Here is an 18553-nt window from a genome sequence, read left to right as displayed (position 1 = left end):
TTGCGGATAAGCGACACATCGATCGCCCGTGCGCTTGGTGTCATGTTCCGGTCACACTGTAGAGCAACGCGCCAAAGCCCCCCGCACAAAAGAATTACATTTGTCTATCTGGAGGTTTTAGCATGAGTGCAGTGCTGTCTATGGTCAGCCAGACCGTGCCGTCGTATGTCAAGCACAAGAAGCTTGTGGCTTGGGTGCAAGAAATTGCAGCCCTTACCGAGCCCAAGAATATTGTGTGGTGCGATGGTTCACAAGAAGAGTACGAACGCCTTTGCGCAGAAATGGTTGAAGCAGGAACACTGCGCAAACTCAACCCGGTAAAGCGCCCCAATTCTTACCTGGCCTGGTCTGACCCCTCAGACGTTGCCCGAGTGGAAGATCGCACCTACATCTGTTCTGAAAAGAAAGAAGATGCCGGCCCCACCAACAACTGGGAAGCCCCCGCGAAAATGCGCGCCACCTTGAATGGTTTGTTCAAGGGTTCCATGCGTGGTCGCACCTTGTATGTAATTCCATTTTCCATGGGCCCCTTGGGCAGCCCCATCGCCCACATCGGCGTTGAGCTGTCTGATTCCGCCTATGTGGTTACGAACATGCGCATGATGACGCGCATGGGCAAAGCCGTGTACGACGTGCTGGGCGAAAACGGTGAGTTTGTACCTTGCGTGCACACCGTGGGCGCACCGTTGGAAGCAGGCCAGAAAGATGTTTCATGGCCCTGCAACCCCACCACCAAGTACATTGTTCACTATCCTGAAACACGCGAAATCTGGTCGTATGGTTCCGGTTACGGCGGCAACGCCCTGCTGGGGAAAAAGTGTCTGGCCCTGCGTATTGCTTCCACCATGGGTCGTGACCAGGGTTGGTTGGCCGAGCACATGCTGATTCTGGGTGTAACAAACCCTGAAGGCAAGAAATACCACGTGGCTGCTGCCTTCCCGTCCGCTTGCGGTAAAACCAACTTCGCCATGTTGATTCCACCTGCTTCCATGAAGGGCTGGACCGTTACCACCATCGGTGACGACATTGCCTGGATCAAGCCAGATGTCAATGGCAGGCTGCGCGCGATCAACCCCGAGGCGGGTTATTTCGGTGTGGCCCCCGGCACCAACACCAAGACCAACTCCAACTGCATGGCCTCTTTGAATGCCAATGTGATTTTCACCAACGTGGCCCTGACAGATGACGGTGATGTGTGGTGGGAAGGTTTGACCAAGGAAGCACCAGCGCACCTGGTCGACTGGACAGGTCAAGACTGGACCCCCGATTGTGGTCGCAAGGCTTCACACCCCAATGCCCGTTTCACCGTGGCTGCGGAACAGAACCCCGTGATTGACAACAACTGGGACAACCCGGCTGGCGTTGAAATTGACGCGTTCATTTTTGGTGGTCGCCGTTCAACTACCGTGCCTTTGGTTACCGAGGCCCGCAATTGGGTTGAGGGTGTATACATGGCGGCAACGATGGGTTCAGAAACCACGGCTGCCGCGTTTGGCCAGCAAGGTGTGGTTCGTCGTGACCCGTTTGCCATGCTGCCATTCTGTGGCTACAACATGTCCGATTACTTTCAGCACTGGCTCGATCTGGGCAAGAAGCTGGAATCAACCGGTGCGAAGTTACCCGGCATTTTCTGCGTGAACTGGTTCCGCACCGACGCAGAAGGCAAGTTCATCTGGCCGGGTTTTGGCGAGAACATGCGTGTATTGGCCTGGGCGCTAGAGCGCGTTGAGGGCAAGGGCAGGGGCATTGATCACGTGTTTGGCACATCACCAAGCTACGACGACATTTCTTGGGACGGTTTGGAATTCAGCAAAGAGCAGTTTGATTCCATCACAGCAATTGACAAAGCGGCCTGGCTGGAAGAGTTGAACCTTCATGCCGAGTTGTTTGAGAAGCTAAAGCACAACCTGCCAGTACAGCTGGAAGAAACCAAGGCGCAAATTGCAAGTCGTCTTGCTGCCTGATTTGGTTTGAAAGTTTTGACTTTTTTCTGATACACCGGAATGAGTCCTATGGCGGGCGCCCACAAGGCGCCCGTTTTCTTTTCTTCGGAAATTATTTTCATGTTCGATGGCATCGAGTTGTGGGTTTTGGTTTTGTTGTGTGCGGCTGCTTTTTCTGCAGGCTTGATTGATGCCATGGTAGGTGGGGGTGGTTTGATCCAGATCCCCGCTTTGTTTGGTTTACTGCCAAGCCAGGGGCATGCCACGTTGCTGGGCACCAATAAAATTTCCAGTGTGGTTGGTACAACTTTTGCCGCCTACAAATACGCCAGGGCCATTCAAGTTCCGTGGAATGCGGTGCTGCCAGCCACAGTAATGGCGTTGATTGGCGCTTTCTGTGGTGCTTACATCGTGACGCAGGTTTCGACCGAAGTGTTGCGATTGATGTTGCCCTTGTTGTTGTTTGCTGTGGCCATTTACACCTTCTTGCGCAAAGACCTGGGCAGTGTGCATGCACCTAAACTGGACAAAAATCGGGAAAGGTTCTTTGGTGCTTGTGTGGGTTTGGCGATTGGTTTTTACGACGGCTTCTTTGGGCCTGGCACAGGATCATTTTTGATGGTGGCCTTCGTTGTGTTTTTTGGTTTTGATTTTCTGGCTGCCACGGCAGGTGCGAAGATGGTGAATGTTGCTTGCAACCTGGCTTCGCTGGCTTGGTTTGCGCCAGCTGGGCATGTGATTGTGGCTTTGGGTCTGTTGATGGCGGTTTTCAATTTGGCGGGTGCCCGAGTGGGGGCAGGCTTGGCTATTCGCAAGGGCGCCGGGTTTGTGCGCAAGGCGCTTTTGACGGTGGTGTTCTTGTTGATATTACGCACGAGTTACGACAGTTATTGGCCGTATGTGGAAGCTTGGGTTGGGGTGTGATGTTCCACGTGGAACATGGTTGGTGATTGGTGGTTTGGGTGGTTTGCAACACATCAGCACTGGCCGCGATTGCCATCTCTAGTCAGCGGCGTTTGCGAAGTTCGCTTTGCCGTTTCTCCGCCTTTGCAAATGCTTGTCACTTTTGTGTTCCACGTGAAACATGTTCACTTGGGCAAATTCTTGCTGAGGCATATAATTGCGCCATTGTCGCCGAATCAATTATCTTGATCTCGGCATTTGAATTTTGAATCCCGTGTTGGATTCCGGCACCCGGTGCCAGGAGTGAGGAATGTTTTATCCCGAAGAGTTTGATGTCATTGTGGTTGGTGGGGGCCATGCTGGTACCGAGGCCGCACTTGCTGCTGCCCGGGCAGGAAGCAAAACACTGCTGCTAACGCACAACATCGAAACGCTGGGGCAAATGTCCTGCAACCCATCCATTGGTGGCATAGGCAAAGGCCATTTGGTGAAAGAAGTGGATGCATTGGGTGGTGCCATGGCCATTGCCACGGACGAGGCGGGTATTCAGTTCAGAATTCTCAATGGCTCCAAAGGTCCTGCGGTGCGGGCAACCCGCGCACAAGCCGACCGTGTGTTGTATCGCCAAGCCATACGCACGCGTCTGGAGAATCAGCCCAATTTAAGCATTTTCCAGCAGTCTGTAGAAGACCTGTTGTTGGACGGTGATCGGGTGTGTGGGGCCGTTGCGCAGATTGGCCTGAAGTTCAAGGCCAAGGCAGTTGTGCTTACAGCGGGTACCTTCCTGAACGGCAAAATTCACGTGGGTTTACAAAATTATTCTGCAGGCCGGGCAGGGGACCCCCCTTCGATTGGCTTGGGCATGCGTCTGCAAGAAATGAAATTGCCACAAGGGCGATTGAAAACGGGAACGCCCCCACGCATTGATGGTCGCAGCATTGATTTCTCGGTGATGCAGGAGCAGCCCGGCGATCTGGATCCTGTGCCTGTGTTTTCCTATCTGGGCAATGCCGCCACGCATCCGCGGCAGTTGCCTTGCTGGATCACGCACACCAACCAGAAAACCCATGACATTATCCGTGGTGGCCTGGACCGAAGCCCCATGTACACCGGTGTGATTGAAGGTGTTGGTCCGCGTTATTGCCCGTCGATTGAGGACAAAATTCATCGCTTCGCTGACAAAGAATCACATCAAATTTTTCTGGAACCCGAGGGCCTGACCACCAACGAATATTATCCAAACGGCGTGTCCACTTCGTTGCCATTTGATGTGCAGCTGAACCTGCTGCATTCCATCAAGGGTTTGGAAAACGCCTACATCATGCGCCCTGGGTATGCTATTGAGTACGATTATTTCGATCCGCGCGCACTGAAAACCACGCTTGAAACCAAAGCAATTGAAGGCTTGTTCTTTGCGGGTCAAATCAATGGCACCACAGGTTACGAAGAAGCCGCAGCCCAGGGCTTGCTGGCTGGTGTCAATGCCGCATTGATGGTGCAGGGCAAAGACCAATGGACTCCGCGTCGAGACGAGGCCTATTTGGGCGTGCTTGTCGACGACTTGACCAGCAAGGGCGTGGCTGAGCCTTACCGCATGTTCACCAGCCGCGCAGAGTACCGTTTAAGCCTGCGTGAGGACAATGCCGATCAACGCCTCACCCCGATTGGGCGGAGGCTGGGTTTAGTCGACGATGTTCGCTGGAAGGCGTTTTCTGAAAAGCGGGACGCAGTGGAGTTGGAAAAGCAGCGACTACGTTCCACGTGGATCAACCCGAAAATTGTGGCGCAGGCTGAAGCCGAGCGCGTACTGCACAAAGGCATTGACCGTGAATACAACCTGTATGATCTGCTGAAACGCCCGGACGTGAGTTATCAAGACTTGAGTACCCTGAGCAAAGAGGATGGCGAGCTGGCTATGGTCGACCCCTTGCAGCAAAGCGATTTGATTTCCCAGTTGGAAATAGAAGTGAAGTACGCAGGTTATGTGCTGCGCCAACAGGCTGAAGTAGAACGGGGGCTGGGCAATGAATCCATTCGCTTGCCAACCGATTTCGACTATGCCGGTGTAAACGGCCTAAGCAAGGAAGTGCAACAAAAGCTGAACATGCACAAGCCGGAAACCATTGGACAGGCGGGGCGTATTCAAGGCATTACGCCCGCGGCAATTTCGCTGTTGCTTGTGCACCTGAAGAAGCGTGACTTGCTGAATCGAAGCACTGGTGTGTCCAAATCCTCTGATGGAACCTCGGAGCAGGTTGCTTGAATTCAGCTCACCGAAAATCAAAGTCTGAAACCCTGGGGTCTTCAGACCAAACCCTGCTGAATGACGGCATTGCACAACTGCGTTTGGGTTTGAATGCCAATCAGCATGATCAGTTATTCAAATACGGGCAGCTTATCCAGAAATGGAATCGGGTGTACAACCTCACCGCCATTCGCAACAACCGTGAATTGATCACGCACCATTTGCTTGATTCACTGGCCGTGCTGCCCGAAATTTCTTTCGCGTTACAGGCCACGCCACACGCCGAAATTCTGGATGTGGGCGCCGGTGCGGGCTTACCCGGTCTGGTATTGGCGATTTCCCAGCCCAACTGGCAGGTCACGCTGATCGACACCGTTCAGAAAAAGGCGGCATTCATGCAGCAAGCAATTGCCAGCCTGGGCTTGAGGAACGCACAGGCAGTACATGGCCGGGTAGAGGAGTATCAACCCAATACGCGGTTCGACCTGATTTGCTCCCGCGCTTTTTCCAGCATCGACAATTTCATTGTGCTTGGCCAGCACCTGCTGGCCGAAAACGGACAGTTTGCTGCCTTAAAGGGCCGGGCGGAAGTGGACAAGGACGTGCCCGCAGGCTGGCGAATTGAAGCCTTGCACCCAATTCAAGTGCCATTCCTGGACGAGACAAGGCACTTGTTCCTGATTAAACGCTAGAATCGGAAGATTCATTCACAGGACAAGAAGATGGCGAAAGTGTTCTGCATTGCCAACCAGAAAGGTGGCGTGGGAAAAACCACCACTGCGGTGAATCTGGCTGCCGGTTTGGCCATGGCCAAGCAGCGCGTGTTGTTGGTTGACCTGGATCCGCAAGGCAATGCCACCATGGGTTGCGGCATCGACAAGCGCAGCGTCAAACACACGGTGTACCAGGTGCTGGTTGGCATGGTGGGTGTGGCAGAGGCCACCGTGCGCGCTGAAGGCGATTTCGACGTGCTGGCAGCCAACCGTGAACTGGCCGGTGCCGAAGTGGAAATGGTTGAATTTGAGGATCGCGAGATCAAACTGCGCGAAGCCATTTCCGAGGTGGACAGCCAGTACGACTTCATTCTTATCGATTGCCCGCCGGCCCTTTCGCTGCTCACCTTGAATGCCCTGTGCTGTGCCAATGGCGTGGTGATTCCCATGCAATGTGAATACTATGCCCTGGAAGGTTTGAGCGACCTTGTGAACACCATCAAGCAGGTGTGCAAGAACCTGAACCCGAACCTGACCATTATTGGTTTGTTGCGGGTGATGTACGACCCCCGCATGACCTTGGCCCAACAGGTTTCCGCCCAGCTTGAAAAGCATTTCGGCAACAAGGTGTTCAAAACAATCATTCCACGCAATGTCCGCTTGGCCGAAGCGCCCAGTTATGGTGTGCCTGGTGTGCTGTTCGACAAATCCAGCAAGGGTGCCAGGGCCTATCTTGATTTCGCCAATGAAATGGTTGAACGCCTGGGCTTGCCCATTGCAGCCTAACCACATTCAATAGAAGAAAATATGAACGCGATTAAACGTACAAAAGGCCTGGGAAGGGGGCTGGAAGCGCTATTGGGACCTTCTGGTGACGACGTCAACAAAGACATGGGTGAACAAGTCATGACGCTGCCTCTGGGCAAGCTGCAGGCTGGCAAATACCAGCCGCGCTCCCGCATGGATGAGTCGTCGCTCATGGAGTTGGCGGAGTCCATCAAAAGCCAGGGCATCATGCAGCCTATTCTGGTTCGACCTGTCGGGTCGGGAAAGTATGAAATTATCGCTGGCGAACGTCGCTTCCGTGCATCAAAAATAGCGGGTCTTGAAGAAGTCCCTGTGTTGGTGCGTGCGGTTCCCGATGAGTCTGCCCTGGCCATGGCGCTGATCGAAAACATTCAGCGCGAAGACTTGAATCCATTGGAAGAGGCGCTGGGCGTCCAGCGTTTGATTCGGGAATTCAACCTGACCCACGAAGACGCAGCACGTGCCATTGGTCGGTCCCGCAGTGCAACAAGCAATATGTTGCGCTTGTTGAACCTGGCCGAGCCGGTTCAAACCATGTTGTTGGCTGGTGATGTTGAAATGGGCCATGCCCGCGCCTTGCTGGCTTTGACCGCGGCTGAGCAGATCGCGTGTGCTAATGAAGTGGTCAACAAGCGTTTGTCGGTGCGTGAAACCGAGAAACTGGTCAATGACTGGGCCAGCAACAATGATCGGGTGGCCAGCAAGCCCAGGCAAACAGCGGACGTGCGTCGCCTGGAAGAAGGTTTGGCAGACTGGTTGGCCAGTGCGGTTCAATTAAAAGCCAATCCAAATGGCAAAGGCAGTGTTACTATCAAATTTAACAGTCTGGACGAATTGGACGGTGTGCTGGAGCGCATCGGCTTTCCCAAGGAAGACCTTTAACTTTTGCACCAAATCGGTGTGAAAAATAAGCCGTTTTTGTTTGACGAAGGGCTGTACAAACCCCTATAATCTGGCGGTTTGTCAAAAACACGTGCGCCTTACGGGGAAATACGTACCCGGAAAAGGCGAAATGTGGCGGTGCAGCAAAAAATGTGGAAAATAGTTGGACTCCAATGGGTCGTCGGGGTGGCTACGTGCCTCCTCCTGTGGTTGGTGTCTCCTGTTCACGCGCAATCTGCTGCATGGGGTTTCGTCGCCGTCGCGTTGCCGAGCACATTGTTCGCCGCACGGCTGGCCTTGGGCAGTAAAACCCCCATGGGCGGAACCTTTGTGTTTTTGGCCGGAGAATTCCTGAAGGTTGGCGCAACAATCGCGATCATGTTTGTAGCGAGTCAAGTTGACCCGAACATTGTTTGGTGGTCCTTGATCCTCACAGCGATCGTCACCCTCAAAAGCTATTTTTTGGCATTTTTCTTGAGATAAGTATGGCATCTTCCGAGCACGGGCAAACGCCCTCAGAGTACATCGTCCATCACTTGCAGCATTTCGCTACCGATAAGCAAAAATTTATCGTCGATTTCTCAGTGATCAACTTCGACACGATGTTTTTTTCCATCCTGTCAGGTCTTCTTGTTATTTTCTTTCTGCGCAAAGCAGCGTCCAAAGCCACTTCTGGTGTGCCGAACCGCTTTCAGGGTTTCGTCGAAATGTTGGTGGAAATGGTTGAAAACCAATCCAAATCCATTGTGCACGGCGACCGCACCTTCATTGCCCCACTGGCATTGACCGTGTTTCTGTGGATTATTGTCATGAACACCTTTGACTTGATCCCTGTAGACCTGATTCCAATGGCCTGGGGCCAACTGATGTACCAACTTGGCTACGCAGCCAGCCCCGGCGAGCCCTACATACGCGTGGTGGCCACAGCCGACCTGAACGGCACGCTGGGCTTGTCCTTGGGTGTGTTGTGTCTGATGCTTTACTACTCCGTAAAGATCAAGGGTGCTGGCGGCTTCGTGCACGAACTGTTCTGCGCACCCTTTGGTGCCAACCCACTGCTGTGGATTCCCAACTTTTTGTTGAATCTGATTGAGTTTGCTGCGAAAACCGTGTCCTTGGGCATGCGATTGTTCGGCAACATGTATGCAGGCGAATTGGTGTTCATGCTGATCGCTTTGCTGGGTGGCGCTGCTGCGTTGTCCATGGGTGGTGCGTTTGCCTTCTTGGGCCATGTGTTGGCCGGAACAATCTGGGCAATTTTCCACATTCTGATCGTGTTGCTTCAAGGCTTCATTTTCATGATGTTGACCTTGATCTACATTGGCCAGGCACATCAGAGCCACTGATCGATTTTAGTTTTTTTGGTTTTTTTAATTTTTCATTTTTTCAATTTAAGGAGTTGTCATGACTAACGTTGCTTTCGTAGCTCTTGCTTGCGGCATTATTATTGGTTTGGGTGCGATTGGTGCCTGTATCGGTATTGCCATCATGGGCGGTAAGTACCTGGAAGCGTCTGCTCGCCAGCCAGAACTGATGAACGAACTGCAAACAAAGATGTTCGTTTTGGCCGGTCTGATCGACGCTGCGTTCCTGATCGGTGTTGGTATCGCGATGATGTTCGCGTTCGCCAACCCATTTGTTGGTTAATTTACCGCCACTTCCTTCGAACAACACCGCACGAATGTTTTAAGTCCAATTCGTGCGTTTTAGAGGAAACATGCCGTGAACTTAAACGCAACGCTGTTTGCTCAGCTCGTCGTTTTCTTCATCTTGGCGGTCTTTACGATGAAATTCGTATGGCCTCCACTGATCAAGAGCATCGATGAGCGTGCAAAGAAAATCGCAGACGGCCTGGCCGCTGCAGAACGTGGTAAGCAGGCTTTGGCAGACGCCGGTCGTAAAGCTGAACAGGAATTGGCTGTTAGCCGTTCTGAAAATCAGCAACGCCTGGCCGAAGCAGAAAAGCGTGCCCAGCAGATTATCGAAGAGGCAAAACAACAAGCCGAAGTTGAGCGCAAGCGAATTCTTGCGCAGGCTGAAGCGGAAGCTGCAAACGAAGCACAACGTGCCCGTGACCAGTTGCGCGATCAGTTGGCAACTCTCGTGGTGAAAGGCGCAGAACAAATCCTGAAGAAGGAAGTGAACGCCCAGGCCCACGCAGATTTGCTGAATCAACTGAAAGCGGAACTGTAAGCCTAACGCTTAAGGAAAAACAAAATGGTCGAACTATCCACCATCGCCCGTCCTTACGCTGAAGCTGCATTTGAAGTTGCCAAAACTTCAAACCTGAATCAGTGGAGTGATTGGCTACAGTCGTGGTCGGCAGTCGCAAGCAACGCAGACATCAAATTGCTGGTCAGCAACCCAAAGTTGACTGACGAGCAGGTGTTGAAAGTGTTTGTTGAACTGACCAAGACACCGGCGGAAGCGCAAGCAACGAATTTTTTGAATGCGCTTGTGGAAAATGGCCGTTTGCTGGCCTTGCCAGAAATCGCTCGACAGTTCGAAGAATTGAAGAACAGCCATGAAGGTTCTGCAGACGCGGTCATCGCCTCTGCATTCCCCATGACTGATGCTGAAGTTCAAAACGTACGTGGCGCATTGGAGAAGAAATTTGGTTCCAAGCTGAAGGTAACAGTTCAGGTGGATGAATCGCTGATTGGTGGCGTTTGCGTCACCGTTGGCGACCAGATTTTGGATAGTTCGGTGCGCGGCAAACTCAACGCGATGAAGGCGGCTTTAACAGCCTAACTTGGCCCTCAAACGTAATTGGAGCAATCAATATGCAGATTAATCCCTCTGAGATCAGTGAACTGATCAAGAGCCGGATCGAAGGCCTCGGATCATCGGCCGACATCCGGACACAAGGTACTGTAGTGTCCGTGAGCGACGGTATTTGCCGCGTTCATGGTTTGTCAGATGTTATGCAAGGTGAAATGCTTGAATTCCCGGGCAACACCTTTGGTTTGGCGCTCAACCTGGAACGTGATTCCGTGGGTGTCGTTATTTTGGGCTCCTATGAGCATATTTCTGAAGGTGACCTGGTCAAGTGTACCGGCCGCATTCTGGAAGTGCCTGTTGGTCCTGAACTGCGTGGTCGCGTGGTGAATGCATTGGGTGTGCCGATCGACGGCAAAGGCCCAGTGAACGCCAAGATGACTGACGTGATCGAAAAAGTGGCGCCTGGTGTTATTGAGCGTAAGTCAGTAGACCAGCCTCTGCAAACCGGCGTGAAAGCGATTGACGCCATGGTTCCCGTTGGCCGCGGCCAGCGTGAATTGATCATTGGCGACCGCCAGACTGGTAAAACAGCTGTGGCGATCGACGCGATCATCAACCAGAAAGGCACAGGCGTTACTTGCGTGTACGTGGCTGTGGGCCAGAAAGCCTCCTCCATCGTGAACGTGGTCCGCAAGCTTGAAGAATTCGGCGCGCTGGAATACACCATTGTTGTAGTGGCTTCTGCTTCTGAATCGGCTGCGATGCAATACCTGGCACCTTACTCAGGTTGCACCATGGGCGAATACTTCCGCGACCGCGGTGAAGACGCCTTGATCGTGTACGACGACCTGTCCAAGCAAGCTGTGGCCTACCGTCAAATTTCCCTGTTGCTGCGTCGCCCACCCGGCCGCGAAGCTTACCCGGGTGACGTGTTCTACCTACACAGCCGTTTGCTTGAGCGCGCATCACGCGTGAACGCCGACTACGTTGAAAAATTCACCAAGGGTGAAGTGAAAGGCAAAACCGGTTCATTGACCGCACTGCCAATTATTGAAACCCAGGCTGGTGACGTAACCGCGTTTGTTCCAACCAACGTAATTTCAATTACTGACGGTCAAATCTTCCTGGAAACCGACTTGTTCAACGCCGGTATCCGTCCAGCGATCAACGCGGGTATTTCCGTGTCTCGCGTGGGTGGTGCAGCGCAAACGAAGGTGGTTAAGAAGCTGTCAGGCGGTATCCGTACCGACTTGGCTCAGTACCGTGAATTGGCTGCGTTTGCGCAGTTTGCTTCTGATCTGGACGAAGCAACCCGCCGCCAGCTGGAACGTGGTCGCCGTGTGGTTGAATTGTTGAAGCAGCCCCAGTACGCCCCGTTGAAAACATGGGAAATGGCACTGGCCCTGTTCGCAATCAACAATGGTTATCTGGATGATGTTGACGTCGCGAACGTTCTTCCTTTTGAGGTTTCTCTGCGTCAGTTCATGCAGACAAGCCACAAGGACCTGATCGATCGCATCGAGCAGACTTACGAGTTGTCGAAAGACGACGAGCCAAAGCTGCACGAGGCCGTGAAGTCATTCAAGAAAACTGGCGCGTATTAATCAGAGCGATCTGATTGTACCCACCGCATAACCCGGAAGGTCTTGCACCTTCCCGGTCATTGGAGGAAATACGATGTCAGGAATGAAGGAAATCCGGACCAAGATCAAGAGCGTGCAAAACACGCGAAAGATCACGAAGGCGATGGAAATGGTGGCTGCGTCCAAAATGCGCAAAGCCCAGGACCGTATGCGTTCGGCTCGTCCCTATGCGGACAAAGTTCGGAACATTTGTGCCAACCTGGCCAAGGCAAACCCTGAATACCGCCATGAATACATGGTGGCGCGCAACGAAATCAAAAACGTGGCTGCGATTGTTGTGACAACGGACAAAGGTCTGTGTGGTGGCTTGAACACCAACATTCTGCGTTTGGTGACCAGCAAATTTCAGGAGTTTGGTGCCAAGGGCGCAAAGGTACGAGCAACCGCAATCGGTACAAAGGGCGCTGGCTTCTTTAACCGCATTGGTGTTGAAGTAACTTCCAAGGTCACGGGTCTTGGCGACAAGCCCCACCTGGAAGCGCTGATCGGCGCGATCAAGGTACAACTTGATGCGTACGTTGCAGGCGAAGTGGATGCTGTTTATCTGGCATACACCAAGTTTGTGAACACCATGAAGCAAGAGGCCGTGTTCGAGCAACTGCTGCCCTTGGGTGGCGAAAGGCTGCAAGCCGATGAAGGCTCCACGTCGTGGGACTACATCTATGAGCCGGATGCGAAGGCCGTGATCGACGATTTGTTGCTGCGTTACATCGAAGCATTGGTGTACCAGGCAGTAGCAGAAAACATGGCTTCAGAACAATCAGCACGTATGGTTGCGATGAAGGCAGCGTCAGACAACGCCAAGAATGTGATCAGTGAACTGCAACTTACCTACAACAAAGCCCGTCAGGCTGCCATTACGAAAGAATTGGCAGAGATCGTCGGCGGCGCAGCGGCTGTGTAAGCGGAAGTTCGGAACGATTTTGAATTAAGGAAATAACGATGAGTACTGCGACAAACGAAGGAAAAATCGTACAGTGTATCGGCGCGGTGATTGACGTTGAGTTTTCACGCAACAACATGCCGAAAGTGTACGACGCGCTAACCATGGAAGGTTCCGAACTGACACTGGAAGTTCAGCAGCAGCTGGGTGACGGTGTAGTTCGTACCATCTGTTTGGGTGCATCAGACGGCTTGCGCCGTGGCATGGCTGTGACAAACACAGGCAAGCCAATTTCAGTTCCCGTGGGCCAAGGCACACTGGGCCGCATCATGGACGTATTGGGTCGCCCAATCGATGAAGCCGGCCCCGTGAAAACCGATGCAACACGTGCCATTCACCAGGATGCACCCGCTTTCGACGAACTGTCACCTTCGACAGAACTGTTGGAAACCGGTATCAAGGTGATCGACTTGATCTGCCCGTTCGCCAAAGGCGGTAAGGTAGGCTTGTTCGGCGGTGCGGGTGTGGGCAAGACCGTGAACATGATGGAATTGATCAACAACATCGCCAAGCAGCACGGTGGTTACTCCGTGTTCGCCGGTGTGGGTGAGCGTACTCGCGAGGGCAACGACTTCTACCACGAGATGAAAGATTCCAACGTGTTGGACAAAGTTGCACTGGTGTATGGCCAGATGAACGAGCCTCCCGGCAACCGTCTGCGTGTTGCGCTGACTGGCTTGACCATGGCTGAATACTTCCGTGACGAAGGTCGTGACGTGCTGCTGTTCGTGGACAACATTTACCGCTTTACTTTGGCCGGTACAGAAGTGTCTGCGTTGCTGGGTCGTATGCCTTCAGCGGTGGGTTACCAGCCAACACTGGCCGAAGAAATGGGTCGCTTGCAAGAGCGTATTACTTCGACCAAGAAGGGTTCCATTACTTCCGTGCAAGCGGTTTACGTTCCTGCGGATGACTTGACCGACCCGTCACCTGCGACAACGTTTGCCCACTTGGACGCGACAGTTGTGTTGTCTCGTGACATCGCCTCTTTGGGTATTTACCCTGCGGTGGATCCTCTGGATTCCACATCACGCCAGGTGGACCCCAACATCATTGGCGAAGAGCACTACAACGTGGCCCGTGGCGTTCAGCAAACACTGCAGCGTTACAAGGAACTGCGCGACATTATCGCGATTTTGGGTATGGACGAATTGTCTCCAGAAGACAAGTTGGCCGTGGCCCGTGCGCGTAAAATCCAGCGTTTCCTGTCACAGCCTTTCACAGTGGCTGAAGTGTTTACCGGTTCACCCGGCAAGTACGTGTCACTGAAGGAAACCATTCGCGGCTTCAAGATGATTGTGAACGGTGAGTGTGACAACTTGCCCGAGCAGGCTTTCTACATGGTAGGTACCATCGATGAAGCCTTCGAAAAAGCCAAGAAAATTCAGTAATCCGACTGGTGTGTCGTGTGCCGGTTGAGGTGAAAACCCAAACTGGCACCCATCACAAAGGAAATGAGTATGTCGACAATCCACGTGGACGTGGTGAGTGCAGAAGAATCAATCTTCGAAGGTGAAGCAGAGTTTGTTGCTTTGCCAGGAGAGCAGGGTGAGCTGGGTATTTACCCTCGCCACACCCCGCTGATTACACGCATCAAGCCCGGTACAGTTCGCATCAAGATTGCAGGTCAGGCTGAAGAAGAAGTGGTGTTCGTCAATGGTGGCGTGTTGGAAGTACAACCCAACTCCGTTACTGTTTTGGCAGACACGGCCCTTCGCGGCAGCGACCTGGATGAAGCCAAAGCAATGGAAGCCAAGCGATTGGCAGAGGAAGCATTGGCCAATCGCAGTGCAGACATTGACTATGCTCAAGCACAGGCTGAATTGGCTTCCGCGATTGCGCAGTTGCAGGCCATCAAGCGCTTGAGAAAAGTACGTTAAGCAATAAAATGCCAAAGCCCCAAAGGTTGAAGCGGACAAAAGCCACGGTGAAAACCGTGGCTTTTTTCTTGAACGGAAGTACCTGCACGTTTATTGGAACTACACGTCACGGTTGACAACATAAAGGGCTATCTAGGAGCTACTTTATGTACAAGAAATTTGACGATCTGTTGGCTGACCTTGCTCAGTCCCGCCCCAGCGAAAGAACCCCAAATGGTCCTGTGTTCTTCTTTAATGACCAGCCTGTTGCACTGCAGGAGGGTGAAATGGAAGGTGTGCACTGGGTAGACATTCACATTGAGTTGAAACACTTTCATGTGGACAATCTGGCCGCAGCCAAGAAGGTGCTTCAAGCAAACCGCGAGATGGGTCGTTCCACCCCCATTCCCACCTGGTTTGCCATCAATGAGAAAACCGACAAACTGGTGTTTATCAACCGCCTTGACTGGCGGCACCTTACCCGCAAAATTCTGGAAGACCATGTGATGCGTTGCATTGAACAGATGGGCCAGGCTTTGCGCACCGAGGGCGTGTAAGCCATTTGCATGTCTTGAACGGGTTAGAATAAAGGCATGAAAATCGCCCTGTATTCTGACCTGCATCTTGAAACGATGCGCAACTTTCCCGCTCTGGCGGCTGTTCCCCAGCCCGCCAGTGATGTGGATTTGATGATACTTGCCGGCGACATTCACCAAGGCATCAAAGGCCTGCAGGCTTTGGCCGATATGGGTGAAGAAAACCACATTTATATTGCTGGCAATCACGAGTACTACCACCACGACATCGAAATTCTTGATGATCAGCTGTTTGAACTTGCTGCCCGAAAAACCCTGAATTATCTTCAGCGAACCAGTGTCGTGATTCATGGTGTCCGGTTTCTGGGTTGTACCTTGTGGACTGATTTCAATATTCAACCTGGCTGGCGTTTTGGTGCAGAACTGGTGGCCAAGGCTTTTCTGCCCGATTACAAACTGATCCGCATGCGGGGCAAGCAGTTTTCGCCAACCATGGGCATTGACTTGCACTACCAGAACATCGATTGGCTGGAATGCGAGCTGGCAAAACCCTTCGACGGCAAAACCGTGGTGGTCACCCACCATGCACCCCACCCACAAAGTATTCACCCGCGTTTTTATTTAAGCCCGATCAATGCTGCATTTGTGTCGGATCTTGGTCGTTTGATGGGTAAGGCCGATGTGTGGGTGCACGGCCACATGCACGACTCCTTTGACTACACCGTTCACCAGAACGGCGGGCAAACCCGTGTGCTGGTGAACCCGCGCGGTTACGTGCGCAAGAAGGGCAAGGCCAGAAAAATGGAACGCGGGCAAGTGCAGGTGACGCCGCAGGCGTTCGAGAATCCGTTCTTTAATCCGAATCTGGTGTTTGAAGTATGAAGCTGGCAGCCAACCTGAGCTGGTTATACACCGAGTTCGAATTTCCGGACCGGTTGCAAGCGTGTGCCGAAGACGGTTTTCAGCACGCTGAATGCATGTTTCCTTATGAATATTGCGCTGAATTGTTGCGCGACAAAGCCAATGAGGCGGGCGTTACCTGGGTGCTGATCAACACACCTGCAGGTGACTGGGCCAAAGGTGATCGTGGTTTGGCCAGTTCGCCTGCGCGGCGCGATGAGTTCAAGCGTTCAATTGAGCTGGCGAGCGAATACGCAAACACCCTGGGCGTACGCAAAGTGCATGTGCTGGCTGGCGCGGTGAACCTGGGTGAGGCGGCTTCAGTGGAGCGCGCATGGGCTTGCTATGAAAAGAACCTGTCGTGGTTGGCTGACTCAACAATTGGCGGGTCAATTGATTGGCTGATCGAACCGATCAATCGCAACGACATACCCGGTTATCTGCTCGCCGAGCAAGCGGCTGCGCATGCCTTGATACAACGTGTGGATCGCCCCAACCTGGGCGTGCAAATGGACCTTTACCATTGCCAGCGCGTGGAGGGCGATGCGCTGGATGCACTGGCCCGGTACCTGCCCACAGGGCGTGTGAAGCACTTGCAAATTGCGGGGGTGCCCAATCGGGACGAACCTTCTTGCAAGGGGCTGGATTACTCACAAGTGTATCTGCAACTAAAAGCACTTGTTTACACGGGGCACATTGGCTGTGAGTACCGGCCCAAAGGGGCCACCCGGGATGGGCTTGGGTGGGTCCGGCAGACCGGTTTTTCAGGCACAATGGAGTCCTTCGAATCTTGAGCTTGAGCGGGCAACCGCCAGAAGGATTGTGCATGCAAGACCCTGAACTGAAGCAGTTGCTTGAAACAGCAAAAACCATCGCCGTGGTGGGCTTTTCATCGCAGGCACACAAGCCCAGTTTTTTTGTTGCCAAGTATTTGCAGTCACAGGGTTACAGGATTTTGCCTATCAATCCTGGCTTGCAGGGGCGCCCCAGCGGCCTGTTGGGTGAAACCTGTTATCCCGATTTGAAAACAGCGGTTGAAGAAAGCGGCCTCAAGGTTGATTTGGTGGACGTGTTTCGCCGCGCGGAATACACGCCGGACGTACTGGCACAGGCCATGAATATCGGCGCTGGCGCAGTGTGGTTGCAGCAGGGTATTCGCAACGACTTGGTGGAAGCCAAGGCAAAGGCAGCGGGACTGCCTTTTGTGATGGATCGCTGTCTGAAAACCGAGCACCAGCGCCTGTTTCTCATTTGAATCATTTTATCAAGCACCAAAGACCATGAGCAGTTTTCAGCCCGTCAAGAACGACACTTTCCTGCGTGCATTGCGCCGCGAGCCCACTGAATACACGCCTGTGTGGCTGATGCGCCAGGCCGGGCGTTATTTGCCGGAATACCGGGCAACCCGGGCCAAGGCTGGCAATTTCATGGGTTTGTGCACCAACCCGGAAGCCGCCTGTGAAGTGACTTTGCAGCCCCTTGAGCGCTACAGGCTGGATGCGGCCATTTTGTTTTCCGACATTCTGACCGTGCCTGATGCCATGGGCCTGGGTTTGTACTTCTCCGAAGGCGAAGGTCCAAAGTTTGAGCGACCCCTGGTGACGGAAGAAGACGTGGCCAAGCTGGCGGTGCCTGATATTGGCACCAGCCTGAAGTATGTCACTGATGCCGTCAGCACCATCCGTGGTGCCCTGGATGGCCGTGTGCCCTTGATTGGTTTTTCTGGCAGCCCCTGGACCCTGGCCTGCTACATGGTGGAGGGCGGTGGCAGTAGCGATTTCCGCAAGGTGAAAACCATGCTGTACAAGCGCCCTGACCTGATGCACCGCATTCTGGAGGTGACCACCGAGGCGGTCAGCCAGTACCTGCGCGCGCAAATTGATGCCGGTGCCCAGGCTGTGATGATTTTCGACAGTTGGGGTGGTGCGCTTGCAGATGGTGCATTTCACAAGTTCAGCTTGAACTACATCCGGAAAATTGTCGCCAGTTTGCCGTTGCAGGCCAACCGGGGCAGTTTCACAGAAAGCATCCCATCCATTGTGTTTACCAAAGGCGGTGGTTTGTGGCTGGAAGACATTGCTTCCACCGGTGCCAGCGCCGTGGGGGTGGACTGGACCGTGAATCTGGGGCAGGCACGTGCGCGCGTTGGCGACCGTTGTGCAATTCAGGGCAACCTGGACCCCAATGTGCTGTTCGCTGAGCCCGCGCAAATTGAGGCTGAAGTGGCCAAGGCGCTGGAAAGCTTCGGGGTTCCACAAGCCGGTGCGGGGCATGTGTTTAACCTTGGGCATGGTATTTCCCAGTTCACCAACCCCGACAGCGTTGAGGTCATGGTGAACGCTGTTCATGCATACAGCCGCAAACAAAGGCAGTGAAAACTTGGACTTATGCACATTTTTGGCGCAAGTCCAAGAAAACCTTTTTTTGCATTGCACGATGATCGGACAGGCAGGGGTGG

The 18553-nt window shown here is 53.2% G+C and carries 20 protein-coding genes; all 20 read left to right on the top strand.

The genetic code is table 11. The features are described 5' to 3' along the window. Nucleotides 1–122 precede the first annotated feature (122 nt). The 20 genes from V7028_RS09020 to hemE all read left to right on the top strand — a co-directional run bounded on the left by V7028_RS09020 (nucleotide 123) and on the right by hemE (nucleotide 18470). The gene (locus tag V7028_RS09020) at nucleotides 123–1964 is read left to right on the top strand and encodes a phosphoenolpyruvate carboxykinase (GTP) (RefSeq protein WP_334119754.1); all 1842 of its coding nucleotides are present in this window, start codon (nucleotides 123–125) and stop codon (nucleotides 1962–1964) included. A 99-nt stretch (nucleotides 1965–2063) separates the two neighbouring features. After that, the gene (locus tag V7028_RS09015) at nucleotides 2064–2867 is read left to right on the top strand and encodes a TSUP family transporter (RefSeq protein ID WP_442918720.1); all 804 of its coding nucleotides are present in this window, start codon (nucleotides 2064–2066) and stop codon (nucleotides 2865–2867) included. Nucleotides 2868–3156: 289 nt separating this feature from the next. Next, the gene (gene mnmG, locus V7028_RS09010; RefSeq protein WP_334119752.1) at nucleotides 3157–5109 is read left to right on the top strand and encodes a tRNA uridine-5-carboxymethylaminomethyl(34) synthesis enzyme MnmG; all 1953 of its coding nucleotides are present in this window, start codon (nucleotides 3157–3159) and stop codon (nucleotides 5107–5109) included. Next, nucleotides 5106–5783, top strand: coding sequence for a 16S rRNA (guanine(527)-N(7))-methyltransferase RsmG (rsmG, locus tag V7028_RS09005; protein WP_334119751.1), 678 nt, complete (start codon nucleotides 5106–5108; stop codon nucleotides 5781–5783). Before mnmG ends, rsmG begins: the two co-directional genes overlap by 4 nt. 30 nt (nucleotides 5784–5813) lie before the next feature. Further along, a complete protein-coding gene (locus V7028_RS09000; protein ID WP_334119750.1) occupies nucleotides 5814–6590 on the top strand; it encodes a ParA family protein in 777 nt (258 codons plus the stop codon). A 21-nt stretch (nucleotides 6591–6611) separates the two neighbouring features. After that, on the top strand, nucleotides 6612–7493 hold the full coding sequence (locus V7028_RS08995) for a ParB/RepB/Spo0J family partition protein (protein WP_334119749.1): 882 nt from the start codon (nucleotides 6612–6614) through the stop codon (nucleotides 7491–7493). A gap of 132 nt (nucleotides 7494–7625) precedes the next feature. Further along, entirely contained in the window at nucleotides 7626–7976 is a 351-nt protein-coding gene (locus V7028_RS08990; protein WP_334119748.1) for an ATP synthase subunit I, read from the top strand. Between the two features lie 2 nt (nucleotides 7977–7978). Continuing rightward, nucleotides 7979–8839 carry a F0F1 ATP synthase subunit A gene (atpB, locus tag V7028_RS08985; RefSeq protein WP_334119747.1) on the top strand — a complete coding sequence of 287 codons (861 nt, stop codon included), beginning with the start codon at nucleotides 7979–7981 and terminating at the stop codon, nucleotides 8837–8839. 58 nt (nucleotides 8840–8897) lie between these two features. After that, nucleotides 8898–9140: a F0F1 ATP synthase subunit C gene (gene atpE, locus V7028_RS08980; RefSeq protein WP_008247085.1), complete on the top strand. Its 243-nt coding sequence runs from the start codon at nucleotides 8898–8900 to the stop codon at nucleotides 9138–9140. A gap of 75 nt (nucleotides 9141–9215) precedes the next feature. Then, the gene (locus tag V7028_RS08975) at nucleotides 9216–9686 is read left to right on the top strand and encodes a F0F1 ATP synthase subunit B (protein WP_334119746.1); all 471 of its coding nucleotides are present in this window, start codon (nucleotides 9216–9218) and stop codon (nucleotides 9684–9686) included. A 24-nt stretch (nucleotides 9687–9710) separates the two neighbouring features. Continuing rightward, nucleotides 9711–10244 carry a F0F1 ATP synthase subunit delta gene (locus tag V7028_RS08970; RefSeq protein ID WP_334119745.1) on the top strand — a complete coding sequence of 178 codons (534 nt, stop codon included), beginning with the start codon at nucleotides 9711–9713 and terminating at the stop codon, nucleotides 10242–10244. 32 nt (nucleotides 10245–10276) lie between these two features. Then, nucleotides 10277–11818, top strand: a complete 1542-nt coding sequence (gene atpA / locus V7028_RS08965) for a F0F1 ATP synthase subunit alpha (RefSeq protein ID WP_334119744.1) — start codon at nucleotides 10277–10279, stop codon at nucleotides 11816–11818. A gap of 73 nt (nucleotides 11819–11891) precedes the next feature. Then, nucleotides 11892–12761: a F0F1 ATP synthase subunit gamma gene (gene atpG / locus V7028_RS08960; protein WP_334119743.1), complete on the top strand. Its 870-nt coding sequence runs from the start codon at nucleotides 11892–11894 to the stop codon at nucleotides 12759–12761. A gap of 38 nt (nucleotides 12762–12799) precedes the next feature. Continuing rightward, nucleotides 12800–14191, top strand: a complete 1392-nt coding sequence (atpD, locus tag V7028_RS08955; protein WP_334119742.1) for a F0F1 ATP synthase subunit beta — start codon at nucleotides 12800–12802, stop codon at nucleotides 14189–14191. 69 nt (nucleotides 14192–14260) lie between these two features. Then, nucleotides 14261–14680 carry a F0F1 ATP synthase subunit epsilon gene (locus tag V7028_RS08950; RefSeq protein WP_334119741.1) on the top strand — a complete coding sequence of 140 codons (420 nt, stop codon included), beginning with the start codon at nucleotides 14261–14263 and terminating at the stop codon, nucleotides 14678–14680. A gap of 146 nt (nucleotides 14681–14826) precedes the next feature. After that, complete coding sequence (locus tag V7028_RS08945) at nucleotides 14827–15216, top strand: hypothetical protein (RefSeq protein ID WP_334119740.1); 390 nt, start codon at nucleotides 14827–14829, stop codon at nucleotides 15214–15216. Nucleotides 15217–15252: 36 nt separating this feature from the next. Then, the gene (locus V7028_RS08940) at nucleotides 15253–16077 is read left to right on the top strand and encodes a metallophosphoesterase (RefSeq protein ID WP_334119739.1); all 825 of its coding nucleotides are present in this window, start codon (nucleotides 15253–15255) and stop codon (nucleotides 16075–16077) included. Then, a complete protein-coding gene (locus tag V7028_RS08935) occupies nucleotides 16074–16889 on the top strand; it encodes a hydroxypyruvate isomerase family protein (protein ID WP_334119738.1) in 816 nt (271 codons plus the stop codon). The genes V7028_RS08940 and V7028_RS08935 overlap by 4 nt, the downstream gene beginning before the upstream one ends. Nucleotides 16890–16921: 32 nt before the next feature. Next, a complete protein-coding gene (locus V7028_RS08930) occupies nucleotides 16922–17350 on the top strand; it encodes a CoA-binding protein (protein ID WP_334119737.1) in 429 nt (142 codons plus the stop codon). A 25-nt stretch (nucleotides 17351–17375) separates the two neighbouring features. Further along, entirely contained in the window at nucleotides 17376–18470 is a 1095-nt protein-coding gene (gene hemE / locus V7028_RS08925; RefSeq protein ID WP_334119736.1) for a uroporphyrinogen decarboxylase, read from the top strand. Nucleotides 18471–18553 lie beyond the last annotated feature (83 nt).

Origin of the sequence: Limnobacter sp. (genome assembly GCF_036846585.1) — a bacterium.
Lineage (GTDB): Bacteria > Pseudomonadota > Gammaproteobacteria > Burkholderiales > Burkholderiaceae_B > Limnobacter.
This window is presented reverse-complemented; position numbering and strand designations above follow the sequence as displayed.